Consider the following 21,055-nt stretch of genomic DNA (forward strand, 5'->3'; position numbering starts at 1 on the left):
CTGGCCAAGCCATGAATATTCCCGCCGACTTTTCAAACCTGCCGCCTTATTCCATTGCGCTGGACGATGATCAAATCCTGTCCCGTTTTCGCGCGGTTGCCGAGCAGGGCGGTTTGCGGCACGCATTGCCGGCGGAGTTCGACGGCCATGGCGACGGCTTTGCCGAATTGTGCCGAAGTCATCGCCGGCTGGGTCTGGCCTGTCGCGATACGGGTTTGTTGTTGATGATCAACGCCCATCTGTGGGGTATCGTGTTCCCCGTGTTGTTATACGGCAGCGCCGGGCAAAAGCGGCAACTGTTACCTGAATTGATTGCCGGCCGCTGGCTGGGCGGTCACGCCATTACCGAGCCGTCTTGCGGTTCCGATGCGCAAGCCATGCTGACGGTTGCGGAAACGGCCGAGGCCGGGTTTGTGTTACAAGGCGAAAAACGCTATATCACCAATGCGCCGCTGGCCGATTGGTTGGTGGTGTATGCCAAGCTGGGCGGCAAGATTTCGGCTTTTCTGGTCTCGCGGCGGGATCCGGGTTGCCGCTTCAGTCGCGAAGGCGGCCTGGATGCCTGCCGGGGCAGCGCCACCGGCGGGGTGCTGTTGGACCATTGCCGGATCGGTGCCGACCGGTTGCTGGGCAAGGTCGGCGCCGGCGCGCAGATGATACAAAAAGCGCTGGAATACGAGCGGGCCTTCGTGTTTGCCGGTATTGCCGGCATCATGCAGTGGCAGTTGGATGAGGTGGTGCGCTACAGTCGGGAACGACGTTCGGGCGGCGTGCATCTGGGGCGGCATCAGGCCGTCGGCCATCGTATAGCCGACATGAAACTGCGGCTGGATACCACAGAACTTTGGCTGGGCGAGTGCGGTCGTTTGGCGGATGCCGGCCGTCGCTTGACGCTGGCATCCGCGCAAACCAAGCTGTATGCCGCCGAAGCCTTTTTGCAATCCAGTCTGGATGCGGTGCAGATCATGGGCGCGGCGGGATTACGGGCGGGCAATGTCATGGCCGAACTGGCGCGGGACGCCATGGCGGGACGGCTGTTTTCCGGTAGTTCGGAGGTGCAGAAAAATATGATTGCGGCTTTGCTGGGTACGGGCGATGCCTATCACGGCGGTCCGGCGGAATAAGGAAGGCGCCGGGGCCAGTTTAAAATCTTAAACGCGGGGGATTTCAGACATGAACAAATACTTTTCCATCCTGGCTTTGTTTTTGGTCGCGGCCGGCTGCCAATTTCAACAGCCCGATTATGTGCGCATGATATCGGCAACCGAATTGCACAATATCCTGCAAGACAGGGATGTGTTGCTGATCGATGTGCATACGCCGGAACAAAAACACATCAAGGGCACCGATTTTGTGATTCCCTATAATCAGATAGAGGCCCATCAAGACCGGTTGCCGGCGGATAAAAACACCCCGATTTATCTTTACTGCGAGGGCGGCCCCATGGGTAACGCGGCGGCCCGTTCGCTACATGCGCTGGGCTACGAAAATCTGTTCAATCTGGATGGCGGCACGCATGCCTGGAAGCAGGCCGGGTTCGAGCTCGAATGAGCCGGCCGGTCACGGTTAGTCTATACGGGCGAGCCAACTGCCGCGTCGGCGGTTTTTTGCGGCCGGGAAATAGCGGGGTGTGACAGCGCTGTTGCCAGTCTGCGCCAGTCCGCTTCGGTTCCCGGCAAGCCGAAGCGCAGACTGGCCGGGGTGTCGAACAAGCGGGTCAGTATGCCTTGCTCGGCCAGCAACTCATGTATTTCGGTGGCATCGGCGGTTTGTAGCCATTGAAATAAATGACAGCCGCCCCTCGGCGGCCAGCCGGCTTCGGTCAACAGTGCCGCCAGTCTGTGACTCTGTTGGCTTAAGGCCGGATAGGTTAAGCGTTGCCATTCCGTATCCATCAGGGCCAGGGCGGCGACATAACGGCCGGGATGGCTGATCGTCCAGGGCCCGAGCAATTCCGCCAATCGCAGCAGCAAGCCCTGTTCAGCGAGCACAAAGCCGCAACGGATGCCGGCCAAGCCGAAAAACTTGCCTATCGAACGCAAAACGATCAGGCCCGGACGAGCCGGCCGGTCCGACAGGCTGTACGCCGGCATGCCGTCGATAAAGGCTTCGTCCACAATCAACCAGCCGCCGCGCCGGTTGAGGCGTGCATGCCAGTCCAGCAATTGTTGCGGCGGCCAAAGCGTGCCGGTGGGATTGTTCGGGTTGATCAGGATCAGCACGTCGAGCCGGTCCAGTTGTCTATCCAGGCTATCGGCATCGATTATCCGTAGCTGATGGCCGGCCTTTTGCCAGCTGGCGGCGTGTTCGGCATAGGCCGGTCGCAACACGCCGACCCGGCAGGCGGGCCGTAAAAGTGGCAACGTCTGTATGGCGGCCTGCGAGCCGGCCACCGGCAACAGCGAGTCGTTTCGGTAATAGGCGCGGGCGGCGGCCACCAAGTTATCGTCCTCCTCCGGCAAGCGCCGCCAGCAGGCGGCCGGAATCGCGGGCACCGGCCAGCCGTTGGGGTTGATGCCGGTGGATAAATCCAGCCAGTCGCTCAAGGGGATGCCGTAACGGTCGGCGGCCCGGCGCAGGCGGCCGCCATGTTCAAGCAAGGCTTTCCCCGCTAGCTATCAGTAACAGCCATAAACCCAGGGTTCGATAGACCAACGTTGTCGCGCGGCCGATGTCGGCGTCCACGGGTGTGTGTGTGCCGCCGAAGCGGGGTTTTTGTTTCAGCTGGCCGTGATACCAAGCCGGGCCGCCCAGATTTAAACCCAAGGCGCCGGCGCCAGCCGTCATTACCGGTCCGGCATTGGGACTGTCGAGCAAATGCGCTTGATGTCGCCAAGCATGAATAGCCTGGCGGCCGTTGCCGATGGCGGCATAGCCTAACGCGGTCAGGCGGGCCGGAAACCAGTTCAAGAGGTCGTCGAAGCGGGCGGCGGCCCAGCCGAAATGTAGATAACGCGGGTTCTTATAGCCCCACATGGCGTCCAGGGTGTTAGCGAAACGGTACAGCAAGGCACCGAAAGGGCCCAATACCACAAACCAGAACAACGGCGCAAATACTGCATCGGCGCCGTTTTCCAATACCGATTCTATGGCGGCCCGTCTTACCTCATCGGCATCCATGCGCTCCGTTTCTCGGCTGACGATAAGGCCGACCCGCCGGCGAGCCAAGGCTAAATCCTGCTCGTTCAATGCCTGATAAACCGCATGGGCATGTTGCCGCAGACTGCTGGCGCCGATACAGAAATACAGAACGCCGATGCCGAATGGGAGTTGCAATGCGGGCGGCAGCCAAAGTGCCGGCAAGCCGATCAGGCTGGGTAACAAGGCGCAAAGCAGCGCGAGGCTGCCGAGGATTTTTTGTGCGGGCGCCGACAGGTGGGGTTTTGACCAGATGTCTTCCTGCCGGTTGGCGTAATGCCCGAAGATGACCAGGGGATGGCGCGCGTTGTCGGGTTCTCCCAGGCAATAATCCAGGATTAGAGCCGACAACAGGCTTAAGCTCAGAGACATAAATAGCGCCGGGGAGGGCTGATTTAGCCCTCCCCGGTGGGTTTAGATGGTTTGTTGGGTGTTTTTGGCAGCCAGCAATGATTTGATAAGAGTCACGGCGGTGAATATAACCACTACATAAAGCAGAGTGGCGCTCAGGTAGGAGGGATAATATTGAGCAAAACCGTGGGCGTATTGATCCCAGCTGTTGGCTGTTTTGCCGGATAGCAGATAAAAGCTGCCGTTGCTCAGTAAAAACGCGCTGGAAGTGGCGACTACCAGCGCGGCAAATTGATAAACGGCGCTGACCGCGGACAGGCTTTGCTTGCCGCACCAACTGCCGCCCAGCCACATGGCGGCATACGCGGGGATCAGAAAAACGTAGGCGGGAGACACGCAAAAATCGCTGACGCCCAACTGTGTGATGGCCAGATAATCGATCAGGCCGGCTTCCAGCAACAATCCCGCAAACAAATAACGGCCGCCCAGCCACAGTCCGGCCAGGAAAAAGATTGCCAACGAGGCATCCGGCAGGGCGAACGGAGTGCCGAAATGGTGGAAGCGGGTGGCGGCCATCAAAGCCATCAGCGCGACCGCGCCGGGCTTTACGGTGAATGAAGGTAAGTTCATGAGTGTCTCCCAGGAATCAGTTGTTGTAATGAATGGTGAAAAAGAAATTTCTGCCGAAATTGTTGTAAGTATCGACGGTTTGATACTGTTTATCCAGCAGATTGTTCAATTTGGCGCTGAGGGTGAAGTGTTTATTCACATGATAGGCCGCCCTTAAGTCTACCGTGGCAAAACCGGCCACCTCGGTGCGGTTGCCCAGCCAGTCCTCTTCGTAGCTGTTACCCCGGGCCAATAGGTTACCGCCCAGGTCGATGGCGCCAAAGCGGCGCGATAGATCGTAGGTGATGATGGTGTCGGCTCGTCGGGGTAATCTGAGATTGGTGGTTCTGTCGACCGGGCGCAGTAGCTGCAGGCCCAATTTGTTTTGCCAGCCGAACAGTTCCGTGCCGAGTTCGGTTTCCACGCCGTCGATCTGCGCTTTCTGGGTTTGAATCGGCGCGGAAATATAGCTGTTAAGATCGGTATGCCAGGTAATCAAGTTGTCGATATTGGTGTGATAGCCGCGCACTTCCCAATTGGCCCAATCCTGTTGGCCGGATAAGCCGATTTCGAAGGATGTGGATTGTTCCGGTTTTAAGGCGGGATCGCCGTGACTGCCCCATTCATCCGAATAATATAGGTCGTTCAATGTCGGGGCCTTGAAGGCATTGCCGAAGCTGGCAAAAGCGCTGATGCCTTGATTCCAGTTATATCGCCAGCCAAAATTGCCCGTGACATAGTCGCCGAAGGCCTCATTTTCATCCCAGCGCAGAGACGCATTCAAATGGTGGTTGTCCAGTATCCGGCTATGCAGTTGGCCGAAAATGCCGACATCGTAGCGCTGGGATTTCAGGTAAGTGGTGGAACTTTCGACTTCGTCCAGGCGGTAGTCGCTGCCCATGGTTAGGACGTGCTGGTCGCCGAGCTTGATTTCGTTCAACCAGCTGGCATTCCAGCGCGTGCTGTGAAAACGGCTGTCGTACCTTGAAGTCGGATAAAAATTGTCATTGTCGTCCCGGCTTTGTCCCAGGCGTAGCGAGGAACGCCAATTTTTGCCGAAGTCCATGCCGCCGTTGATGCCGACTACCTGGTTGGCGAATTCGGTTTTATTCGGCATGCCGGGTTCAAAGCTGTCGATATCGGTACGGCCTTCGGCGCGCAGGTAAAAAGCTTCCAACTCGGCGTTATTGGCAAAATGATGGCCGATACGGGCGTTCAGGCCGGTGTTGTAATAACCGTCCCGATCGGGGTCGCGGTCTTGCCGCGCATTGATGCCTTGCGAGTTGATGTGCGATGCGGACAGGCTGTACCAGGAATCGCGCAGTTTGCCGCTGACGCTGCCGGAGGTGTTGAAGGTGTCGAACGAGCCGGCGCCGGCTTGCAGGCTGACTTTGGGCGTGTTGGTTTGGGCGCCCTTGCGGGTAAAGATTTGAATGACGCCGCCGATGGCTTCCGAGCCGTACAGGCTGGAGTGCGGGCCGCGGATAATTTCCATGCGTTCCACCTGATCGAGCGGGATGAATTCGAAAGGCGTGGTGCCCAAGGTTACCGAGCCTACCTTGATGCCATCGATCAACACCAGTATTTGATCGGAGTTGGTACCCCGCATGAATACGCTGGAGGTTTTGCCGTAGCCGCCGTTCTGGGTTAAATCGATGCCGGTTGAGCGGTTTAATAGTTCCGGTACGGTTCTGACCTGTAGTCTTTCAATGTCGTCGCGGGTAAATATCGTGGTTGCGGCCGCCAGTTCATTGAGCGCGGTATCCGCGCGGGTGGCCGTGACCACGGTTTCCGGGAGTTTGGTGTCCGCGCCGGCCGCATTGACCGGTAATGACATAGTTGTGCCGGAGCCAGCCAGCAGCCAGCAACTGAATAAAGTTTTTTGCATGTTGTCCTCTGCGCCCACCGCGCATGCGGGTGAATAAAGGACAGGGTGAAAACGGCCAACGAAAAAGGCGAAGACGGGCTGCGACCATTTCGTCAACAGCCCACCGCTGTCTCGAATGATCTTTCCGGCCAGTCTCCGGGCTTATAAGTGGCCTTGCGGCCTGAATCGCGGCCTTCCCATGCCGATGGGCACAGTGGCGTTCGCGCGGTTCTTTTACTTATCTACCGTTGCGGGGGCAGCGTCGGCATGGCGGCTTTGCTCAACAAAGCGCGGCACCGACTTCCTGTTTAAGCCGGATCGATGATTCGATCCGGACACCTGAAAGAAGGTCGGCAATTCTAAGTGCTTAGATGGCGGATGACAAGATAAATTGGTTTTGCGGGTTTGCGGCTGCGTCGGGATTATGATTGCAAATGCCGTGTTCCGTGCTATAAATTGGCTTTGCATCAAGCATTCCTTCTTAAAATAACAATCACGGGCGATATTTATGGACATTCAATCTAAGCTGCTGGGCGATCAACAAGTCAATCCCGATACCATCATTACCTTTCCCAGAGGTATTCCCGGTTTTGAGGAGCAAACCCGCTTCAAGCTGTTCCATCAGGAGGGCAGCGAGATTGTCTTCTGGTTGCAAGGTGTGGATAGCGATGAATTGACGCTGTCCGTTGCGAGTCCTGCGCATTTCAATATCAATTACAATTTCGTCTTGAACGACGATGAGGAAAAATTGTTGCAGGCCGAGAGTGGCGACGATCTGGTGGTGTTGATCGTGCTACACAAGGAAGAAGGGGATAGTTCCGGTAAACCTACCATCAAGGGCTCGATCAAGTCGCCCCTGGTGATCAACAGCAGCAAGCGCATAGGCCTGCAGAAGGTGTTGGTGAATATCGAGCAAAGCATTACGCTGACTGAAAAAGTCAGCGAAATCGACGTGTCCGAAGCCTGATTTAACAAAGCTCAACCGCCGCCAGGCGCGGCGGTTGGCGCGAGCTCAAGCGGCCTGAACCGGGATGGCGTGGCTGGAATGGCTGATTTTGTTGTTGCCGTCAAAATAAACCAGGGTGGGTTGATAGTTTTTTAATTCCTTTTCATCCAGGCTGGCAAAGGCCGCCACGATGATCAAGTCGCCGGGACAGGCCAAGCGCGCCGCCGCGCCGTTGATGGAAAACACCCCGGAGCCGTCTTCGGCTCGAATCGCATAGGTGGTAAAGCGCTGGCCGTTGTTGATGTTGTAAATGTGTATCTGCTCGTATTCCCGAATCCCTGAAAAATCGAGTATTTTGCCGTCGATGGCGCACGAACCCTCGTAATCGAGTTCGGAATGCGTTACACGCGCCCGGTGTAACTTGGCTTTCAGCATGTTTATGTGCATAGTGAACATCATAAAAGACTAGGGGATTGAGAATTATGCCCGAAACGGATCGGGCTATCAAATTTAAGCATAACTGGCTTGGGCATGGGCCGGTTAAGCTTTCGGCGTTAGCGGCTAAGGTAAATATTGTCTATAAGACGGGTTTTGCCTAGCTTGGCGGCGATCAAGATCACCAAATCCGTGTCGCTTTTATCGGCCGGCAACAAGTCGGCGCGACGGCAAATCCGCAAATAATCCAGCTCGAAACCGGCATTCCGCAGAGCTTGGCTTTGCCGCTCGATGATGGCTGGGAAATCAGCCGTATCCGACAACGCTTCGGCGCGGGCGTCGCACAATGCCCGATATAGCAGCGGGGCCAGTTGCCGCTCGGCGGGGGTCAGATAGCCGTTGCGCGAACTCATGGCCAGACCGTCGGCCTCTCTGACTGTCGGCACGCCTTGAATGGTCACCGGAATGTTCAGGTCGGCCACCATGGTGCGGATGACCGCCAGTTGCTGGAAATCCTTTTCGCCCAGAAACAAGAGATCGGGTTGCACCATATTCAATAATTTGCAGACCACCAGAGCCACGCCATCGAAATGTCCAGGTCGGCTGGCTCCGCAGTGCAGGGTGGACAAGCCTTGTACCGAAACCTTGGTTTGCAAGGGATTGGGATACATTTCCCCTACGTCGGGCAGGAACAGCAGATCCGCGCCGCAAGCGGTCAATTTGTCTTCATCCTGTTGCTCCGTGCGCGGGTAACTGGCAAAGTCTTCGTTGGGGCCGAACTGGGCCGGATTGACGAATATGCTGACGACGACCCGATGCGCCTGTAGTTGCGCCGTTTTGACCAACTGTAGATGGCCGGCATGCAGATTGCCCATGGTGGGTACGAAGGCGATGCTCTGTCCGTTTTGCCGCCACTCGCCGATGACGCATCTCAAGTCTTTTATATTCTTGACTATTCGCATCGAATCAGTACGTATGTTCGGGTGCCGGAAACAAGCGGGTCTTTACGGCGTGGTGATAACGTCTGACCGCCTCTTCTATGCTATCGGCCTCGGCCATGAAGTTTTTGGAAAAACGCGGGCGATTGCCGGCGGTAATATTCAACATGTCGTAAAGCACCAGCACCTGACCGTCGCAGGCCGGGCCGGCGCCGATGCCTATCACGGGGATCGTCAGATTTCGGCTGATTTCCTCGGCCAGCATGGCTGGCACGCATTCCAGTACCAGCAGGCCGGCGCCGGCCTGTTCGACGACAAGTGCGTCCTCCAGTATTTGCTGGGCCTGGCCGGCTTCGCGGCCTTGCACCTTATAACCACCGATACGGTTGACCGATTGGGGCAGCAGGCCTAAATGGCCGCAGACCGGAATGCCCTGTGCGACCAGGAATTCGATGACATCGATTTTGGCGCCTTCGAGTTTGACCATTTGCGCGTTGCCGGTTTGCATCAACAAGGCGGCATTGGTTAAGGCTTGTTGCGGGGAGGCATAACTGGCGAAAGGCATGTCGGCTATCACAAAGGCCCGCCTTCTGGCGCTTGTCACGCAGCGGGTGTGATAAGCCATGTCTTGGATCGTGACCGGCAGGGTGCTGCCATGGCCTTGAATGACCATGCCCAACGAGTCGCCGACCAATAGCAATTCGATGCCTACGTGATCCAAAAGAGCGGCAAAGCTGGCGTCGTAGGCGGTCAGGCAGCTGATTTTTTCCCCGGCCTGTTTCATGGTCAGCAGGTCGCGGATGGAAAGCGTCTTGCCGGTGTCGGCATAGAGTGTCATTAAGCAATTCTCCGCAAGCCGTCGGCCGGACAGTCAGCCAGCAGGTCGGCCAAACTGCCCTTGCCGGCAACGCACAAATCGGCGGGGGCAATATCGGCCAGCGGATATAACACAAAGCCCCGCTTCGCCATTTCCGGGTGCGGCACGATCAAGTCGGCTTGGTCTAGGATAAGGTTGTCATAGAGCAAAATGTCGAGGTCCAGGGTCCTGGCGCCCCAGCGCGTTGAGCGCACGCGGCCGTGCCGGTTTTCTATGGCTTGCAATTGTCTTAGCAGGGCTGGCGGCGACAGTGTGGTTTGAATTCGCATCACCGCATTGACGTAATCGGGTTGATCCCGTGGGCCCACCGGCTGGCTGCTGTAGAGCGGAGATAGCGTGGGGTGGTAAATTTCGGATATTTCGCCAATTTCCAGCGCGGCGGCGCGGACTTGTTGCAAGGGGTCGTCAAGATTGCTGCCGAGGCCGATGTAGGCTATGTGCCGGTCGGACGGCTGGCTCATTGTGGAGTACCCGATTTTTTGCGGCCGCGATAGCGGCGCGGTTTTCCCCTGGTTTTAGGGTTTCCGCCCCTGGGTGGCGCCGTCATGACGCGCTGGGTCTCTTCGTCCGCCAGTTGGAACCGCGCCCACCAGTCCACCAATTCGGGGTCGGCACCGCCGGTTTCCGCTCTTAGTTGCAGGAAATCGTAAGCGGCTCGAAATTTGGGTTGTTCGAGTAAGCGATAGGGCCGTGCGCCAAAGGTTTTGGAAAACTTGCCTTGCAGAAACCAGACGTCCCGCATCGATTGCGTGATGTGGCGCGGCATGGCGGTGATTTTGATTTGCCGGCTCAGAACTTCGTTGGCGGCATTCTGGTAGGCAAGGGTCTCGTGTTCGCCTTGTTCGATACGTTTGTTCGCGGCCAATTGCAGGGGTTCCCACAACAGGGCGGCCAGTAAAAAATAGGGTGTCAGGCTTTTACCGTCCGCAAAACGCGAATCCGAATTTTCCAGCGCTCTGATCAAGAACAGGCGCGGAAACTCATGGTCTTGGGTCTCCAGACATTTGTCGGTGGCGGGAAACAACATGGCGAACAGGCCATAGTGTCTAAGCATTTCAAAGGTTTGTACGCCATAGCCGGATAGGAACAGCTTCAATACTTCGTCGTAAAGCCGGGCGGCGGGAATGCTTTTCAGTAGCTCCGCCTGGGTGTAAATCGGTTGTTCGGTCTGGGGATGCAGCGTAAAACCCAGTTTGACGGCAAAGCGTATGGCTCTCAACATTCTGACCGGGTCCTCCCGGTAGCGCATGTTGGGGTCGCCGATCAGGCGCAGGACTGCATTGGCATGATCCTGCATGCCGCCGGTATAATCGACCACGGAAAAATCGCGGATGTTGTAATACAAGGCATTGACGGTAAAGTCGCGGCGCCACACATCTTCTTCCAGGGTGCCAAATACGTTGTCGCGCAGCAGGCGGCCGTCCTCATGTATCACGTGTTGGTCGGATTCTTCCGGCTCGGAGCCGCGAAAAGTGGCGACTTCGATGATTTCGCGGCCGAAGAACACATGCGCCAGCCGGAAACGGCGACCGATGATGCGGCAATTTCTGAACACCTGCTTGACTTGTTCGGGGCTGGCGTTGGTGGCAACATCGAAATCCTTGGGTTCGCGGCCCAGCAATAAATCCCTGACGCAGCCACCCACCAAATAGGCTTCATAGTCGGCTTTTTTCAGGCGTTGCAACACTTTTAAAGCGTTTTCGCTGATTTGGGCGCGGGAAATACAATGTTCCGAACGGGTATAGATTCTTGCTTGGCTTTCCAGGCCCGGACCAACTTCGCTAACGTGCGAATCACTCGCCGAAAAAATTTTTTTGAAGAATTTAAAAATGACAATAACCCTGTGAATAATGTTTAATCCCTGTTTGTTATGCGCATGTGCCGCAAAGTCAGGCTGTTTGTTGCTTTATGATAACACCGCGCAAGATGACTGCTCAATCCGGCGTTGTCTTTTACATCGCATGACAATATAGTAGAATCCATAAGTTAGTTGTGCCATTGTCCAATGGCGCTGAATATTAAGTGGATTCATCGTTTTGCTTGGTGCGATCGGCAATTATTTTAGGAGCGAGGGGAAATGTTTAAGAAAATTTTGATCGGCTTTGTTGACCAGCCTTTGTTTACCAGTTTGTTTGTAGCTGATTTTGCCATACTGTTGTTCCATAGGCCGCCGTTTTTGTTTTCGCTGTTGATGGTGGGCGCGCTGGTAGCTATGAGCATGTATATGGGGCAAAAACTCGAATTGTTCCGCAAGTAATTGCCGGCTTTCGAAACCAAAAAGGCCAAAAAACCCACCGCCGAAGCCGATTTGGCGGTGGGTTTTTTGCGTCGCATGGGGGCGGTAATTTATGACGCCCTGCTGTTGCTGGCGGTGTGGTTTTTTGCCACCGCTCTCATCCTTCCCTTCAATTCGGGCCAGGCATTCTCGTCCGAGCAATATTTTTTTCCGATTTACCTGGTTGCGGTCAGCTATGCTTTTTATGGCTGGTTTTGGACTCACGGCGGACAAACACTGGGACTTCGGGCTTGGAAAATCAAACTGGTCGCTTTGGACGGCGGCGCGGTGGGCTGGAAAGAGGTCAGCTTGCGTTTCGCGGCCGCCATATTGTCTTGGGGCTGTGTGGGGCTGGGTTTTTTTTGGTGTGTTTTCGATAAAAGCCGGTGCTGTTGGCATGATCGATTGTCGAATACCCGCTTGGTTTTAGTCCAGACAGAAAAAAGCGGGAGGCAAAATTGAATATGCTATATTTTCGGCTCAATCCATCTTTTCGCTCGGTCGGGAGAATTCCATGAAAACAATAACAACATTCCTATCCCTTTGTGCAGCGCTTGTGGCTTTTTCCGCCAATGCCGAAATCAAACTCGAAGATAATTCCAAACTTTTGGGAAAATGGGTCGTTACGGCCGAAGCCCTGGCCCTGGACCGGGAAAAGAAGCCCTTGCACGTGACTTGGGAATTTCAAAAGGACGGCACTTTGGTTACCACCGGCGAGGATGCCCGTAGCGGTATCGGCGAAATGAATATTCCGATCAAATATAGCGTGGCCGATGGCGTGATAAAAAAACAAACCACGCCCGGCCGGGAAAAATATGAAGATTGCGCGGTGGTGGAAATGGAAGGAAATGAGATGACTTTGAAATGTAAGTTTCTGTATTTCTTTTTGACGCGCAAGTAAATTTCGATGTCCGACAGGCGGTGGCGAGCCGCTTGTCGGGTCTGGTGCTTTAGTTGGAGTAGGCAAACGGTTTGGCCAGCGGTTCGCCGACAAAAATCCCTTGCCCCGGTTGGGCAACACTCTTCCAATAGGCTTCAATTAAGGAGCTGCCCCGCAGATAGTGGTACATCAGTATGCCCGGATTCGGAAATTTCGCGGGAAAGTTGCAGGGTTCCACCACCGCTCCGTAGCTGCCGGTAACGCCGACTTTCAGCCACTCCATGATATTCATTTGATTGCTGCCCGACATCACGCCGCCTGCAGAGGTCAAGTGGTCGGCCACGGCGCCGGGTAAATAACGGTTATTACCGATGTTAGGTACTGTTTTCAGGCCGGTAAAATAAAACATTACGTCATCGCGGCCGGCAATGTAGTCTTGTTTCAGATAATGAACTTGCAAAAAGGGACCGAATTTTTCGGCGATATCCGGAAAGGCCGCGGCGCGTGAACTGCGCGCTTGATCGGAGGTTTTCAGCAGATAAGCCGCGCCTTGCGGATGGCTGAAGTCCGCCGCCACGCCGCGATCGATCAAGGCTTTGGCTTGAGCGAAATTCTCCGCTGCCACGACCATGGTGGGACGCCAGCGATATTGATCGTAAGGTTTTGCGGCTTCGGAAGCGAAATAAGGGCTGTTTCGGGTGGTCTTGCAGCCGCTGGCGCAAAATGACGCATCGAAGTCGGCGGCAAAGGCAGTGGTAATCGACATGCATTCGACCCGAAACGGTTGCAACCACGTCAGCGCGAAGGCCTGCACGTGCTTGGGTGTTTGTCGGTCCACTTGCTGCTTGATTTTACGGAACTCGCTTTGACTAAAGAAAGCATGGTGCGCCGCAAAGCGGACGTGAATCACCTGCTCGGCGGGTATCTGGCGCTTTTGCCTATAGTATTCGGCGATTTCCCGGCTCAAGGGGTCGCTGTCATTGACAATGACTGCCAAGTCCCTGGCCTCAAGGGCGGTGTTGGGGTTGAGAAGCGCTGGGAGCTGTGCCGATGCCGAGTCAATGCCGCATCCGACTAACAGCAAGGCGGCTAAAGTTCTGAAGGCCGGGAAAGTTGGGAACATGTTTACAGCCTGGACAAAAAAGCGCTTGGTTATTTAAACAAGCCGGCGATCAATAGACTGCTGGGGTTAGATGGATAAGGGCGAGTGAATGACGCTTGGAGTATTCACTCGCCTTGGATGTTAATGCTTGGATTCGGGCGGCAAAGCCATGGCTTTGGCGTCCGGGCCCATGGGTATGGAATAATCGGTGCTCGAGATGATGTTTTGCGTGGCTATTTCCACTACGCGCAGGGAAACGTAAACATTTTTGCGTCCGGCGGCGTAGGTGCCTATGACCAAGGCGTTGGCATGTACATTGTTGAGGGCTTCCTTGGTTTTTTCAGGGAGTTCCAGGATGCCCACTTCGTTTTTATTGAAAATTTCGGTCGGCAATTCCATGCCCATGACCCGGTAACCGTTCTGATGCATGGCGGAGGAGAGTTGATCGGAGACGATGCGGCCGAATGGCATGGTTTGCCCCAGGTCGCCGACATTGACCAGCGAATTGATCACCACCAGATTGCCTCTGGGTAGAGGTTGTTTCAGGTTCTGCAACAATCGTTCGACCGCTTTGTGGCTGACCTCTACCAGATCGTCGTCCTTGACTTCGCTATGGCGGTAATATGAGCTGCAGCCACTGAGTAGGGTTAACGCCAATAGCGCCGAAACAATCATTGGTTTTTTGTTCATGAGGCCTCTCCTGTTATAAGTATGGATATTTAGTGCTTAAAGTAGCCGAATAGTCAATGCTGTTTGTAGTGTAGCAGAGCAAAGCCCGGCTGCCCTTGGCCGTTAAGGATAGGTGAATAAAATATGCCTCATAAACCTCGAACACCCGACAAGCCGTTATTCAAGCCGCAAGACCGTTATTATGTGAATGAACTGGGCTGGTGGTTTTATACCGTGGACAAAATCGGCGGGCCCTTCAAAACCAAGGCGGATTGCGTGAATGCCTGCCGCTTGTATATTCAGCGGCGCGACGGGCTCTTAACCTAAACGGTCTATCATGCTTTCCACTTGCTTGGCGAAGGCTTTCAAATCGCCGTTTTTAACAGTCTCGCGCGGGATTACTATCGCGGCGTTGATATCGACGTAGATATACACGTATTCTTTATGCCGTTCTACTCTAAGCATTTCGGCCCAGGGGGTTTTATGCTTGCCGCCGGGGGATTTTTCCAGCAAATATTCGGGCTCTATCTTTAGCTGATGGATGCCGAACATGGCTTTTTTTTCTGCCTCGGTATATTTGTTGAAAAATTGCCGGCGCAGGTCGATTTTCATGATGAAGGGCGAGGCGACGCCCCAGCCCATCGCCAGCAACGTGATATAGGCTGTGGTCATCATGTCGACATAGTAGACATAATAAAACAGGCCAAATACCAGCATGACGCCGGGAACCAGCAGGCGATTCTGGCGGATTTTTTTCTGCATTGCCGGATCGTTGGCCAGCCTTAACTCGTTGAAGTGGACCAGGTCTTTCTCGCGGAATTCGTATTCGATTTCTAACATTCAGATGTCTCGTAGGGGTTTAAGGTCAGTGCATTTTGATTTTGGCATGAGTGCTGCGTCTGAACAGGTTAGACAGCGTCAGCATCGCGGTGCGAAAATAGCCGTGGATGGCGACTTGGTGCATTTTGTACAAGGATAAATACACGACATAAGCGATGAAGCCGCCCACGCTTACCGTGCCCATCAAACTGCCCATCAACGAGCCGACCGTACTGAATTTGCCTAGCGAAACCAGCGACCCGTAATCGCGATAAACAAACGGCAGCGCCGGCTTGCCTTTCAGGCGGTTGGCGATGGTTTTTGCCAGCGTCGAAGCCATTTGGTGCGCGGATTGGGCGCGCGGCGGCACGTTGCCTCCGTGGCCTATCCAAGCGCAGGCGGCACAGTCACCGATGGCGAAAATATTGTCGTCGCTGGTTTTCAGGGTCTGATCGACCACCAACTGGTTGATGTGGTTGGTTTCCAGGCCATCTAGGTTTTTCATCCAATCCGGTGCCTTGATGCCAGCCGCCCACACTTTCAGATCGGCGTCGAATACTTCGCCATCGTAGGTATGTACGGCTGTTTCGGTGATTTCGGTTACCTTGCGTCCCAGTTTTAGTTGAATGCCCAGCTTGATCAATTGTTCCTGGGTGGCTTGCGACAGCCTGGGCGGTAGGGCCGGCAATAGTTGGGTGGCGGCTTCGATGATGGTGATGTTGACGCCTATCGAGCCTTCCAGTCCGTAGGTTGCCAGCAGTTTGGTGACTTCGTGCAACTCGGCGGACAATTCCACGCCGGTGGCCCCGGCGCCGATGATCACGATCGACAGCGGCTTGTCGCGCTGGCGATTCTGGTTGGCGTAGGACTGGATGTAATAGGTTTCGACCAGTTGTTTTTGAAACCGGAAGGCTTCCTTGGTGGTATCGATAAAACGGCAATATTTATCGACGCCCTTGATGCCGAAGGTGTTGCTGACGCTACCGACCGCCATCACTAGCGTATCGTATTTGAAGCGGCGGGCCGGAATCAATTCGACGCCCTGTTTATTGGTGATGGGGCTGACGATGATTTCCTTGGCTTCCCGATTTAATCCTTCCATCCGTCCGAACAGGAAACGGAAGTGATTGCGGTGAGCCTGGGCCATGTATTCGATTTCCTCTGCCTCCGCCAGGGTGCCGGAAGCCACTTCATGCAGCAAGGGTTTCCAAATATGGGTTGAAGCGGCATCCAGCAGGGTGACTTCCGCCAGTCCCGGTTTGCCCAGCTGTTGACCTAAACTGGTGGCCAACTCCAGACCGGCCGCGCCTCCGCCGATAATCAGGATTTTATGCAAGTCGTCAGCCATCGTGTGTCTCCCCTCATATGAATGGCGCTGGGTGCGCGCAAAAGATGTTCCTTGTTATGTATTGATTTCCGTTGTGGCGCATTATAACCAATCGTGTAAGGCCTGGCCGAGTTTGAGCGTTTCGTGTTAATGGATCGTTAAGGCTGGCTTGGCACATTGAAAAGGAATTGACTGAAAAAACAATTAATCCAAATCTACGGGAGTAAGTCTATGGCGGGAATGTTTGCAAGCGTTGAGCGGTATTGGCGGCGGTTTGCCCGCCCATTCGGCCGGTTTATTTCCCAAACGGTGCTGGTAATTTTGATCGCCGGGTGTGCTTCAGAGCCGCCCTTGCCGCCAAGCCCGGAGCGGGCGGAAGTTCCCGATTACGATAAGCAGGCATCTTATAACAAGCCCTACGTCGTCAAGGGTAAAACCTACTATCCGCTGTTGTCGGCGACAGGATATCGTATGCGCGGCGTTGCGTCTTGGTATGGGGCTGAGTCCGGGCGCCTGACAGCCATGGGTAGTCGGTTCAATCCGAATCAGTTGACCGCCGCGCACAGAACCCTGCCCTTGCCGTGCAGGGTAAAAGTGACCAATCTGCGAAACGGCCGCTCCATCGCCGTGACGGTCAATGATCGCGGGCCTTTTCATGATGCCAGATTGATTGATTTATCGCACGCGGCCGCAAAAAAATTGGGTGTTAAAGGGTTGGCGGAAGTAGAGGTGGAGTATATGGATCAGTCGGCCGCTGGTTCGTGATCGCGGAAAATTCCGCTCCATTTCCGAATTCTAAAAGGACGCTGGTTATAAGCGACTGATGGGCCGCGCCTTTCCGATGCGCGATGCTTGATCATGCTTTTAATGTCCGGTCTGTGCTATATTTTCACACCTTCATTGCGGAGTTTTCCGCGTTTTGGATGATTGCCGTAGCTATGAAAGTTAATGCACTATTTTTTCTGGTTTTGTTGGGATTGCTTGCTCAGGCATGCGGGCAGACCGGCCCTCTATACTTGCCCGATAGTCCTCCTCCCGTTTACGTACCTAAGACATCTCCCGCCGAAGAACAATAAACATGGATTTTTTTAATTATCGGCAAGCCAAGTTGTTTGCCGAAGACACTGCTGTCGCAGATATTGCCGCGGAATTCGGCACGCCTTGCTACGTCTATTCCCGTGCTACCCTAGAGCGCCATTGGCGGGCGTTTGATAATGCATTCGATGGCTATCCGCATCTGATTTGCTATGCCGTGAAAGCCAATTCCAATCTGGCTATTCTGAATCTATTGGCTCGATTGGGATCGGGTTTCGATATCGTTTCGGTCGGAGAATTACGGCGGGTGTTGGCCGCTGGCGGGACACCGGAAAAAATAGTTTTTTCCGGTGTCGGCAAGCGCGAAGACGAAATTCGGGCGGCTTTGCAAGCAGGCATACGGTGCTTTAATGTCGAAGTCAGTGGTGAGCTGGACAGAATCAATCGCGTGGCGGGCGAACTGGGCGTGGTCGCGCCGGTTTCCTTTCGGGTTAATCCGGATGTTGATGCCAAAACGCATCCTTATATATCCACCGGCCTCAAGGAAAATAAATTCGGTATCGATATACGGTCCGCCATCCACGAATACCGTCGCGCCGCGCAAATGGCGAATATCAAAATAGTCGGCGTCGATTGCCATATCGGTTCGCAATTGACGGAAACGTCGCCGTTTTTGGCTGCCATGGACAGGGTGTTGGCCTTGGTTGATCAATTGCAATCGGAAGGGATAAGTCTGCATCACCTGGACTTGGGTGGCGGCTTGGGGATTTGTTATCGTGATGAACAGCCGCCCTTGCCTGCTGATTATGTGGCGGCACTGATGGAGAAGTTGGCCGGCCGGCAGTATGAAATTATGCTAGAGCCGGGGCGGGCCATTGTCGGCAATGCCGGTATTTTATTGACTAAAGTGGAATACCTCAAACCGACGGCGGACAAGAATTTTGCGATCGTCGATGCGGCGATGAACGATCTGGTGCGGCCGGCATTGTACGGCGCTTGGCAGGATATCATTCCGGCGCATAAGGACAGTCGAACGGAGTCGCTAAACTGGGATATTGTCGGGCCGGTCTGCGAAACCGGCGATTTCCTGGGTAAGAATCGGGAGTTGAAGCTCATGCCGGGCGATTTGCTGGCTATTCGATCCGCCGGCGCTTACGGGTTTACGATGAGCTCGAATTACAATTCGCGCCCGCGCCCGGCCGAAGTGATGGTGGATGGCGAGCAGGTTCATTTAATCAGGGAAAGAGAGAGTTTCGAGCAGCTATGGGCGGGCGAGGCGCTGTTGCCGAGCTGATTATGATGATCCATTTCACTAAAATGCATGGGCTTGGAAACGACTTTGTGGTGATCGATGCCATCAATCAAGCCATTCACTTGTCGGCGGAACAAATCCGCTTCATTGCTGATCGTCACTTTGGGGTGGGGTGCGATCAATTGCTTTTGATTGAAAGGCCGGTTAGCGCAAATGCGGATTTTAAATACCGGATTTTTAACGCGGACGGCGGAGAGGTGGCGCAATGCGGTAATGGTGCGCGTTGCTTTGCCCGTTTTGTAAGGGATAAGAATCTCACCGATAAAGATAGGGTAACGGTTGATACCGATGCCGGGCAACTGTTATTGCGCTTTATGGACGATGGTTTGATAACCGTGAATATGGGGGTGCCAAAACATGCGCCCGCGCAGATTCCCTTGTCATTCGATGCCGAAGCCTTGCTTTATCCAGTGGAGTTGGATGGCGCTGTTATCCATTTTGGGGCGGTATCCATGGGCAATCCCCATGCCGTGATTATGGTGGATGATGTTGCGAATGCGCCCGTGGAGACGGTGGGTGCTCGGTTGGAACGGCATGGCCTGTTTCCGCAAAGAGTCAATGTCGGCTTTATGCAAATTATAGATCGGCAGCGCATCGGATTGAGGGTTTATGAGCGAGGCGCCGCGGAGACCCTGGCTTGCGGCAGTGGGGCGTGCGCGGCCGTGGTTGTAGGCATTGAGCAGGGCTTGCTCGAGAACAGTGTTATTGTTGGGTTGCCCGGTGGCGAGTTGCGGATTGAGTGGGCCGGTCGCGGGCAGCCTGTCTTTATGAGTGGGCCGGCGGTATCGGTTTACGAAGGTCGGATACGGATATGAATGTTCAACAGCAAGAGCCGTTAAGCGAGCAACAGGTTGCTAGCTATTTACAGCAACACCCGGATTTTTTTAAAAATCATTTGGGGTTGCTGGAGCAAATGTTGATTCCGCATCCCAGCGGAAATGCGATCTCGTTGATTGCCAAGCAACTCGAGTTGTTTAGAACCAAGCATCAGGAGCAGGAAAATCAGCTTACGGCGCTGATCGATATAGCGCGCGAAAATGATGCGGCATTTAAGCGTATGCATGAGTTGACCTTGGCAATGTTGGAAGCATCCACGTTGCAAGATGCTATTGCAAATTTGAACGAAGTGTTGGCGGAAAGCTTTTTGACCGACTTCGTGGCGGTCAAAATCATTAAGCACAATCTGGATTCTCCCTTGAATAATTTGTTTGTCTCCCCGGGAGATGCGGGGCTGGTGCATTTTGCCGGGGAATTGTCGAATCACCAGCCCAAATGCGGGAGGCCGACATTGGCTCAGGCCCAGTTTTTGTTTGGCGATGCCGCCGCCGAAGCAAGGTCTTGCGCAATTATCCCAATGTTGTTTACCCGGTTGGACGGGTTGTTGGCAATAGGCAGTCGGGACGAGGGGCGGTTTCATTACAGTATGGGGAGTGTGTTTCTGACTCAGATGGGTGAAATTGTCGGCACGCGTTTGATTTCTTTGTTGCAAAACACGGAATAGATATGAACGGTGAAGCTCGGCAAGCGGTGGATATGTTTTTGGAATATATGCGCGGAGAGAAGTGGGCTTCCTGTCATACCGTGGCTAATTACGGCCGCGATTTGGCAAGATTGCAAAAATTTTGTTCTGATAGTAGGTTGAGCGAATGGCGGTTTTTGCAGAATGCCGATATCAGGCTGTATGTCGCCGACAGGCATAAATCGGGAATAGCGGCCAAGTCGATACGGCGCGAGTTGGCGGCAATCCGCAGCTTTTTCGGGTTTCTGTTAAAAAAACAACTTGTAGAGCAAAATCCCGCGCTGGCTGTGCGGGCGCCAAAAGTCGGCAAGAAACTGCCCAAAACCCTGGATGTCGATCAGGTGGCTGGCATGCTAAACGCCGGGACGGACTCGGTTTTGGAAATCCGTGACTTGGCGATGTTTGAGCTGTTTTACTCCTCGGGGCTCAGATTGAGCGAGTTGGCCATGTTGGATGTTGCCGACCTCAGTCTGTCGGATGGCTATTTAAGGATTAGGCATGGCAAGGGAGGTAAGCAGCGGCAAGTTCCGGTTGGCTCGAAAGCCATAAAGGCAATTCAACTGTGGTTGGCTTGTCGCCCGGAGTGTGCTTCTCCAGCATTATTTGTTTCGGCGCGCGGCGCGAGACTGGGTCAGCGCGGCATTCAACAGCGCTTGGATAGATGGTGTCGCAAAAACGGTTTATCCGAGCGCATTCATCCGCATATGTTGCGACATTCGTTTGCCAGCCATTTGCTGGAATCGAGTCAAGATATACGGGCGGTGCAGGAATTGCTTGGACATGCCGATGTCAGCACAACCCAGATCTATACGCATTTAGATTTTCAACATTTGTCTGATGTGTACGACAAGGCTCATCCCAGGGCCAGACGCTCAAAGCGCGAATGAAATTCCTGGATATAAGTCTTATAAATCAAAGGGAAGGACGTGCGAGGGCGGGGTTTGCTGTACGATGTG

At 54.5% G+C, this 21,055-nt stretch carries 26 protein-coding genes and 1 riboswitch; of the genes, 13 read left to right on the plus strand and 13 right to left on the minus strand.

The window, feature by feature from the left end; translation table 11 throughout:
* The first annotated feature begins 11 nt into the window (after nt 1–11).
* A complete protein-coding gene (locus tag NP590_RS15930) occupies nt 12–1,124 on the plus strand; it encodes an acyl-CoA dehydrogenase family protein (RefSeq protein ID WP_256603613.1) in 1,113 nt (370 codons plus the stop codon).
* A gap of 49 nt (nt 1,125–1,173) precedes the next feature.
* Nucleotides 1,174–1,551: a rhodanese-like domain-containing protein gene (locus NP590_RS15935; RefSeq protein ID WP_256603614.1), complete on the plus strand. Its 378-nt coding sequence runs from the start codon at nt 1,174–1,176 to the stop codon at nt 1,549–1,551.
* 20 nt (nt 1,552–1,571) lie between these two features.
* On the opposite strand, the gene cobD is transcribed toward NP590_RS15935, so the two are convergent.
* Genes cobD through NP590_RS15955 form a run of 4 tightly spaced genes read right to left on the minus strand, consistent with a single transcriptional unit; the run spans nt 1,572 to nt 5,986 of the window.
* The gene (gene cobD, locus NP590_RS15940; RefSeq protein WP_256603615.1) at nt 1,572–2,600 is read right to left on the minus strand and encodes a threonine-phosphate decarboxylase CobD; all 1,029 of its coding nucleotides are present in this window, start codon (nt 2,598–2,600) and stop codon (nt 1,572–1,574) included.
* Nucleotides 2,593–3,510: an adenosylcobinamide-phosphate synthase CbiB gene (gene cbiB / locus NP590_RS15945; RefSeq protein WP_256603616.1), complete on the minus strand. Its 918-nt coding sequence runs from the start codon at nt 3,508–3,510 to the stop codon at nt 2,593–2,595. The genes cobD and cbiB overlap by 8 nt, the downstream gene beginning before the upstream one ends.
* A 42-nt stretch (nt 3,511–3,552) precedes the next feature.
* A complete protein-coding gene (locus tag NP590_RS15950; RefSeq protein WP_256603617.1) occupies nt 3,553–4,119 on the minus strand; it encodes a hypothetical protein in 567 nt (188 codons plus the stop codon).
* A gap of 16 nt (nt 4,120–4,135) precedes the next feature.
* Nucleotides 4,136–5,986 (minus strand): TonB-dependent receptor domain-containing protein, encoded by a 1,851-nt coding sequence (locus NP590_RS15955; RefSeq protein ID WP_256603618.1) that lies wholly within the window; start codon nt 5,984–5,986, stop codon nt 4,136–4,138.
* A gap of 109 nt (nt 5,987–6,095) precedes the next feature.
* Nucleotides 6,096–6,323, minus strand: a riboswitch (cobalamin riboswitch).
* Between the two features lie 150 nt (nt 6,324–6,473).
* On the opposite strand from NP590_RS15955, the gene fliW reads away from it, so the two are divergent.
* Complete coding sequence (fliW, locus tag NP590_RS15960; protein ID WP_256603619.1) at nt 6,474–6,932, plus strand: flagellar assembly protein FliW; 459 nt, start codon at nt 6,474–6,476, stop codon at nt 6,930–6,932.
* 45 nt (nt 6,933–6,977) lie between these two features.
* On the opposite strand, the gene panD is transcribed toward fliW, so the two are convergent.
* From panD to pcnB, 5 genes are all read right to left on the minus strand, one after another.
* On the minus strand, nt 6,978–7,358 hold the full coding sequence (gene panD, locus NP590_RS15965) for an aspartate 1-decarboxylase (RefSeq protein WP_256603620.1): 381 nt from the start codon (nt 7,356–7,358) through the stop codon (nt 6,978–6,980).
* A gap of 107 nt (nt 7,359–7,465) precedes the next feature.
* Nucleotides 7,466–8,308: a pantoate--beta-alanine ligase gene (gene panC / locus NP590_RS15970; protein ID WP_256603621.1), complete on the minus strand. Its 843-nt coding sequence runs from the start codon at nt 8,306–8,308 to the stop codon at nt 7,466–7,468.
* A gap of 4 nt (nt 8,309–8,312) precedes the next feature.
* A complete protein-coding gene (gene panB / locus NP590_RS15975) occupies nt 8,313–9,122 on the minus strand; it encodes a 3-methyl-2-oxobutanoate hydroxymethyltransferase (RefSeq protein ID WP_256603622.1) in 810 nt (269 codons plus the stop codon).
* Nucleotides 9,122–9,622 carry a 2-amino-4-hydroxy-6-hydroxymethyldihydropteridine diphosphokinase gene (gene folK / locus NP590_RS15980; RefSeq protein WP_256603623.1) on the minus strand — a complete coding sequence of 167 codons (501 nt, stop codon included), beginning with the start codon at nt 9,620–9,622 and terminating at the stop codon, nt 9,122–9,124. Before folK ends, panB begins: the two co-directional genes overlap by 1 nt.
* Nucleotides 9,619–11,013: a polynucleotide adenylyltransferase PcnB gene (gene pcnB / locus NP590_RS15985; RefSeq protein ID WP_371927313.1), complete on the minus strand. Its 1,395-nt coding sequence runs from the start codon at nt 11,011–11,013 to the stop codon at nt 9,619–9,621. The genes folK and pcnB overlap by 4 nt, the downstream gene beginning before the upstream one ends.
* A 225-nt stretch (nt 11,014–11,238) precedes the next feature.
* Here pcnB and NP590_RS15990 point away from each other — a divergent pair, with 225 nt between their 5' ends.
* The 3 genes from NP590_RS15990 (at nt 11,239) to NP590_RS16000 (ending at nt 12,337) form a co-directional block, all read left to right on the plus strand.
* On the plus strand, nt 11,239–11,418 hold the full coding sequence (locus NP590_RS15990) for a hypothetical protein (protein WP_256603624.1): 180 nt from the start codon (nt 11,239–11,241) through the stop codon (nt 11,416–11,418).
* A 75-nt stretch (nt 11,419–11,493) separates the two neighbouring features.
* Nucleotides 11,494–11,898, plus strand: a complete 405-nt coding sequence (locus NP590_RS15995) for an RDD family protein (RefSeq protein WP_256603636.1) — start codon at nt 11,494–11,496, stop codon at nt 11,896–11,898.
* A 94-nt stretch (nt 11,899–11,992) separates the two neighbouring features.
* Complete coding sequence (locus tag NP590_RS16000) at nt 11,993–12,337, plus strand: hypothetical protein (protein ID WP_371927312.1); 345 nt, start codon at nt 11,993–11,995, stop codon at nt 12,335–12,337.
* A gap of 49 nt (nt 12,338–12,386) precedes the next feature.
* Here the strand turns inward: NP590_RS16000 and NP590_RS16005 are convergent, their stop codons facing one another.
* Nucleotides 12,387–13,313, minus strand: a complete 927-nt coding sequence (locus NP590_RS16005) for a TIGR03790 family protein (protein ID WP_256603627.1) — start codon at nt 13,311–13,313, stop codon at nt 12,387–12,389.
* Between the two features lie 246 nt (nt 13,314–13,559).
* Nucleotides 13,560–14,108: a FlgO family outer membrane protein gene (locus tag NP590_RS16010; protein ID WP_256603628.1), complete on the minus strand. Its 549-nt coding sequence runs from the start codon at nt 14,106–14,108 to the stop codon at nt 13,560–13,562.
* Between the two features lie 123 nt (nt 14,109–14,231).
* Between NP590_RS16010 and NP590_RS16015 the strand changes: the two genes are divergently transcribed.
* Nucleotides 14,232–14,414: a hypothetical protein gene (locus NP590_RS16015; protein ID WP_256603629.1), complete on the plus strand. Its 183-nt coding sequence runs from the start codon at nt 14,232–14,234 to the stop codon at nt 14,412–14,414.
* On the opposite strand, the gene NP590_RS16020 is transcribed toward NP590_RS16015, so the two are convergent.
* Nucleotides 14,406–14,927: a YcxB family protein gene (locus tag NP590_RS16020; protein ID WP_256603630.1), complete on the minus strand. Its 522-nt coding sequence runs from the start codon at nt 14,925–14,927 to the stop codon at nt 14,406–14,408. The genes NP590_RS16015 and NP590_RS16020 overlap by 9 nt on opposite strands.
* A 25-nt stretch (nt 14,928–14,952) precedes the next feature.
* Nucleotides 14,953–16,254 carry an NAD(P)/FAD-dependent oxidoreductase gene (locus NP590_RS16025; protein ID WP_256603631.1) on the minus strand — a complete coding sequence of 434 codons (1,302 nt, stop codon included), beginning with the start codon at nt 16,252–16,254 and terminating at the stop codon, nt 14,953–14,955.
* 219 nt (nt 16,255–16,473) lie between these two features.
* Here NP590_RS16025 and NP590_RS16030 point away from each other — a divergent pair, with 219 nt between their 5' ends.
* The 6 genes from NP590_RS16030 (at nt 16,474) to xerC (ending at nt 20,986) form a co-directional block, all read left to right on the plus strand.
* A complete protein-coding gene (locus tag NP590_RS16030; protein ID WP_256603637.1) occupies nt 16,474–16,998 on the plus strand; it encodes a septal ring lytic transglycosylase RlpA family protein in 525 nt (174 codons plus the stop codon).
* A 173-nt stretch (nt 16,999–17,171) separates the two neighbouring features.
* Nucleotides 17,172–17,309 carry an LPS translocon maturation chaperone LptM gene (gene lptM, locus NP590_RS16035; RefSeq protein ID WP_256603638.1) on the plus strand — a complete coding sequence of 46 codons (138 nt, stop codon included), beginning with the start codon at nt 17,172–17,174 and terminating at the stop codon, nt 17,307–17,309.
* Between the two features lie 2 nt (nt 17,310–17,311).
* Nucleotides 17,312–18,562, plus strand: a complete 1,251-nt coding sequence (gene lysA, locus NP590_RS16040) for a diaminopimelate decarboxylase (protein ID WP_256603632.1) — start codon at nt 17,312–17,314, stop codon at nt 18,560–18,562.
* Between the two features lie 5 nt (nt 18,563–18,567).
* A complete protein-coding gene (gene dapF, locus NP590_RS16045; RefSeq protein WP_305888708.1) occupies nt 18,568–19,395 on the plus strand; it encodes a diaminopimelate epimerase in 828 nt (275 codons plus the stop codon).
* Complete coding sequence (locus NP590_RS16050) at nt 19,392–20,081, plus strand: DUF484 family protein (protein WP_256603633.1); 690 nt, start codon at nt 19,392–19,394, stop codon at nt 20,079–20,081. The genes dapF and NP590_RS16050 overlap by 4 nt, the downstream gene beginning before the upstream one ends.
* A gap of 2 nt (nt 20,082–20,083) precedes the next feature.
* Nucleotides 20,084–20,986, plus strand: a complete 903-nt coding sequence (gene xerC, locus NP590_RS16055; protein ID WP_256603634.1) for a tyrosine recombinase XerC — start codon at nt 20,084–20,086, stop codon at nt 20,984–20,986.
* Nucleotides 20,987–21,055 lie beyond the last annotated feature (69 nt).

The sequence above is a fragment of the Methylomonas subterranea genome, assembly GCF_024505185.1.
Taxonomy (GTDB): Bacteria; Pseudomonadota; Gammaproteobacteria; order Methylococcales; family Methylomonadaceae; genus Methylomonas; species Methylomonas subterranea.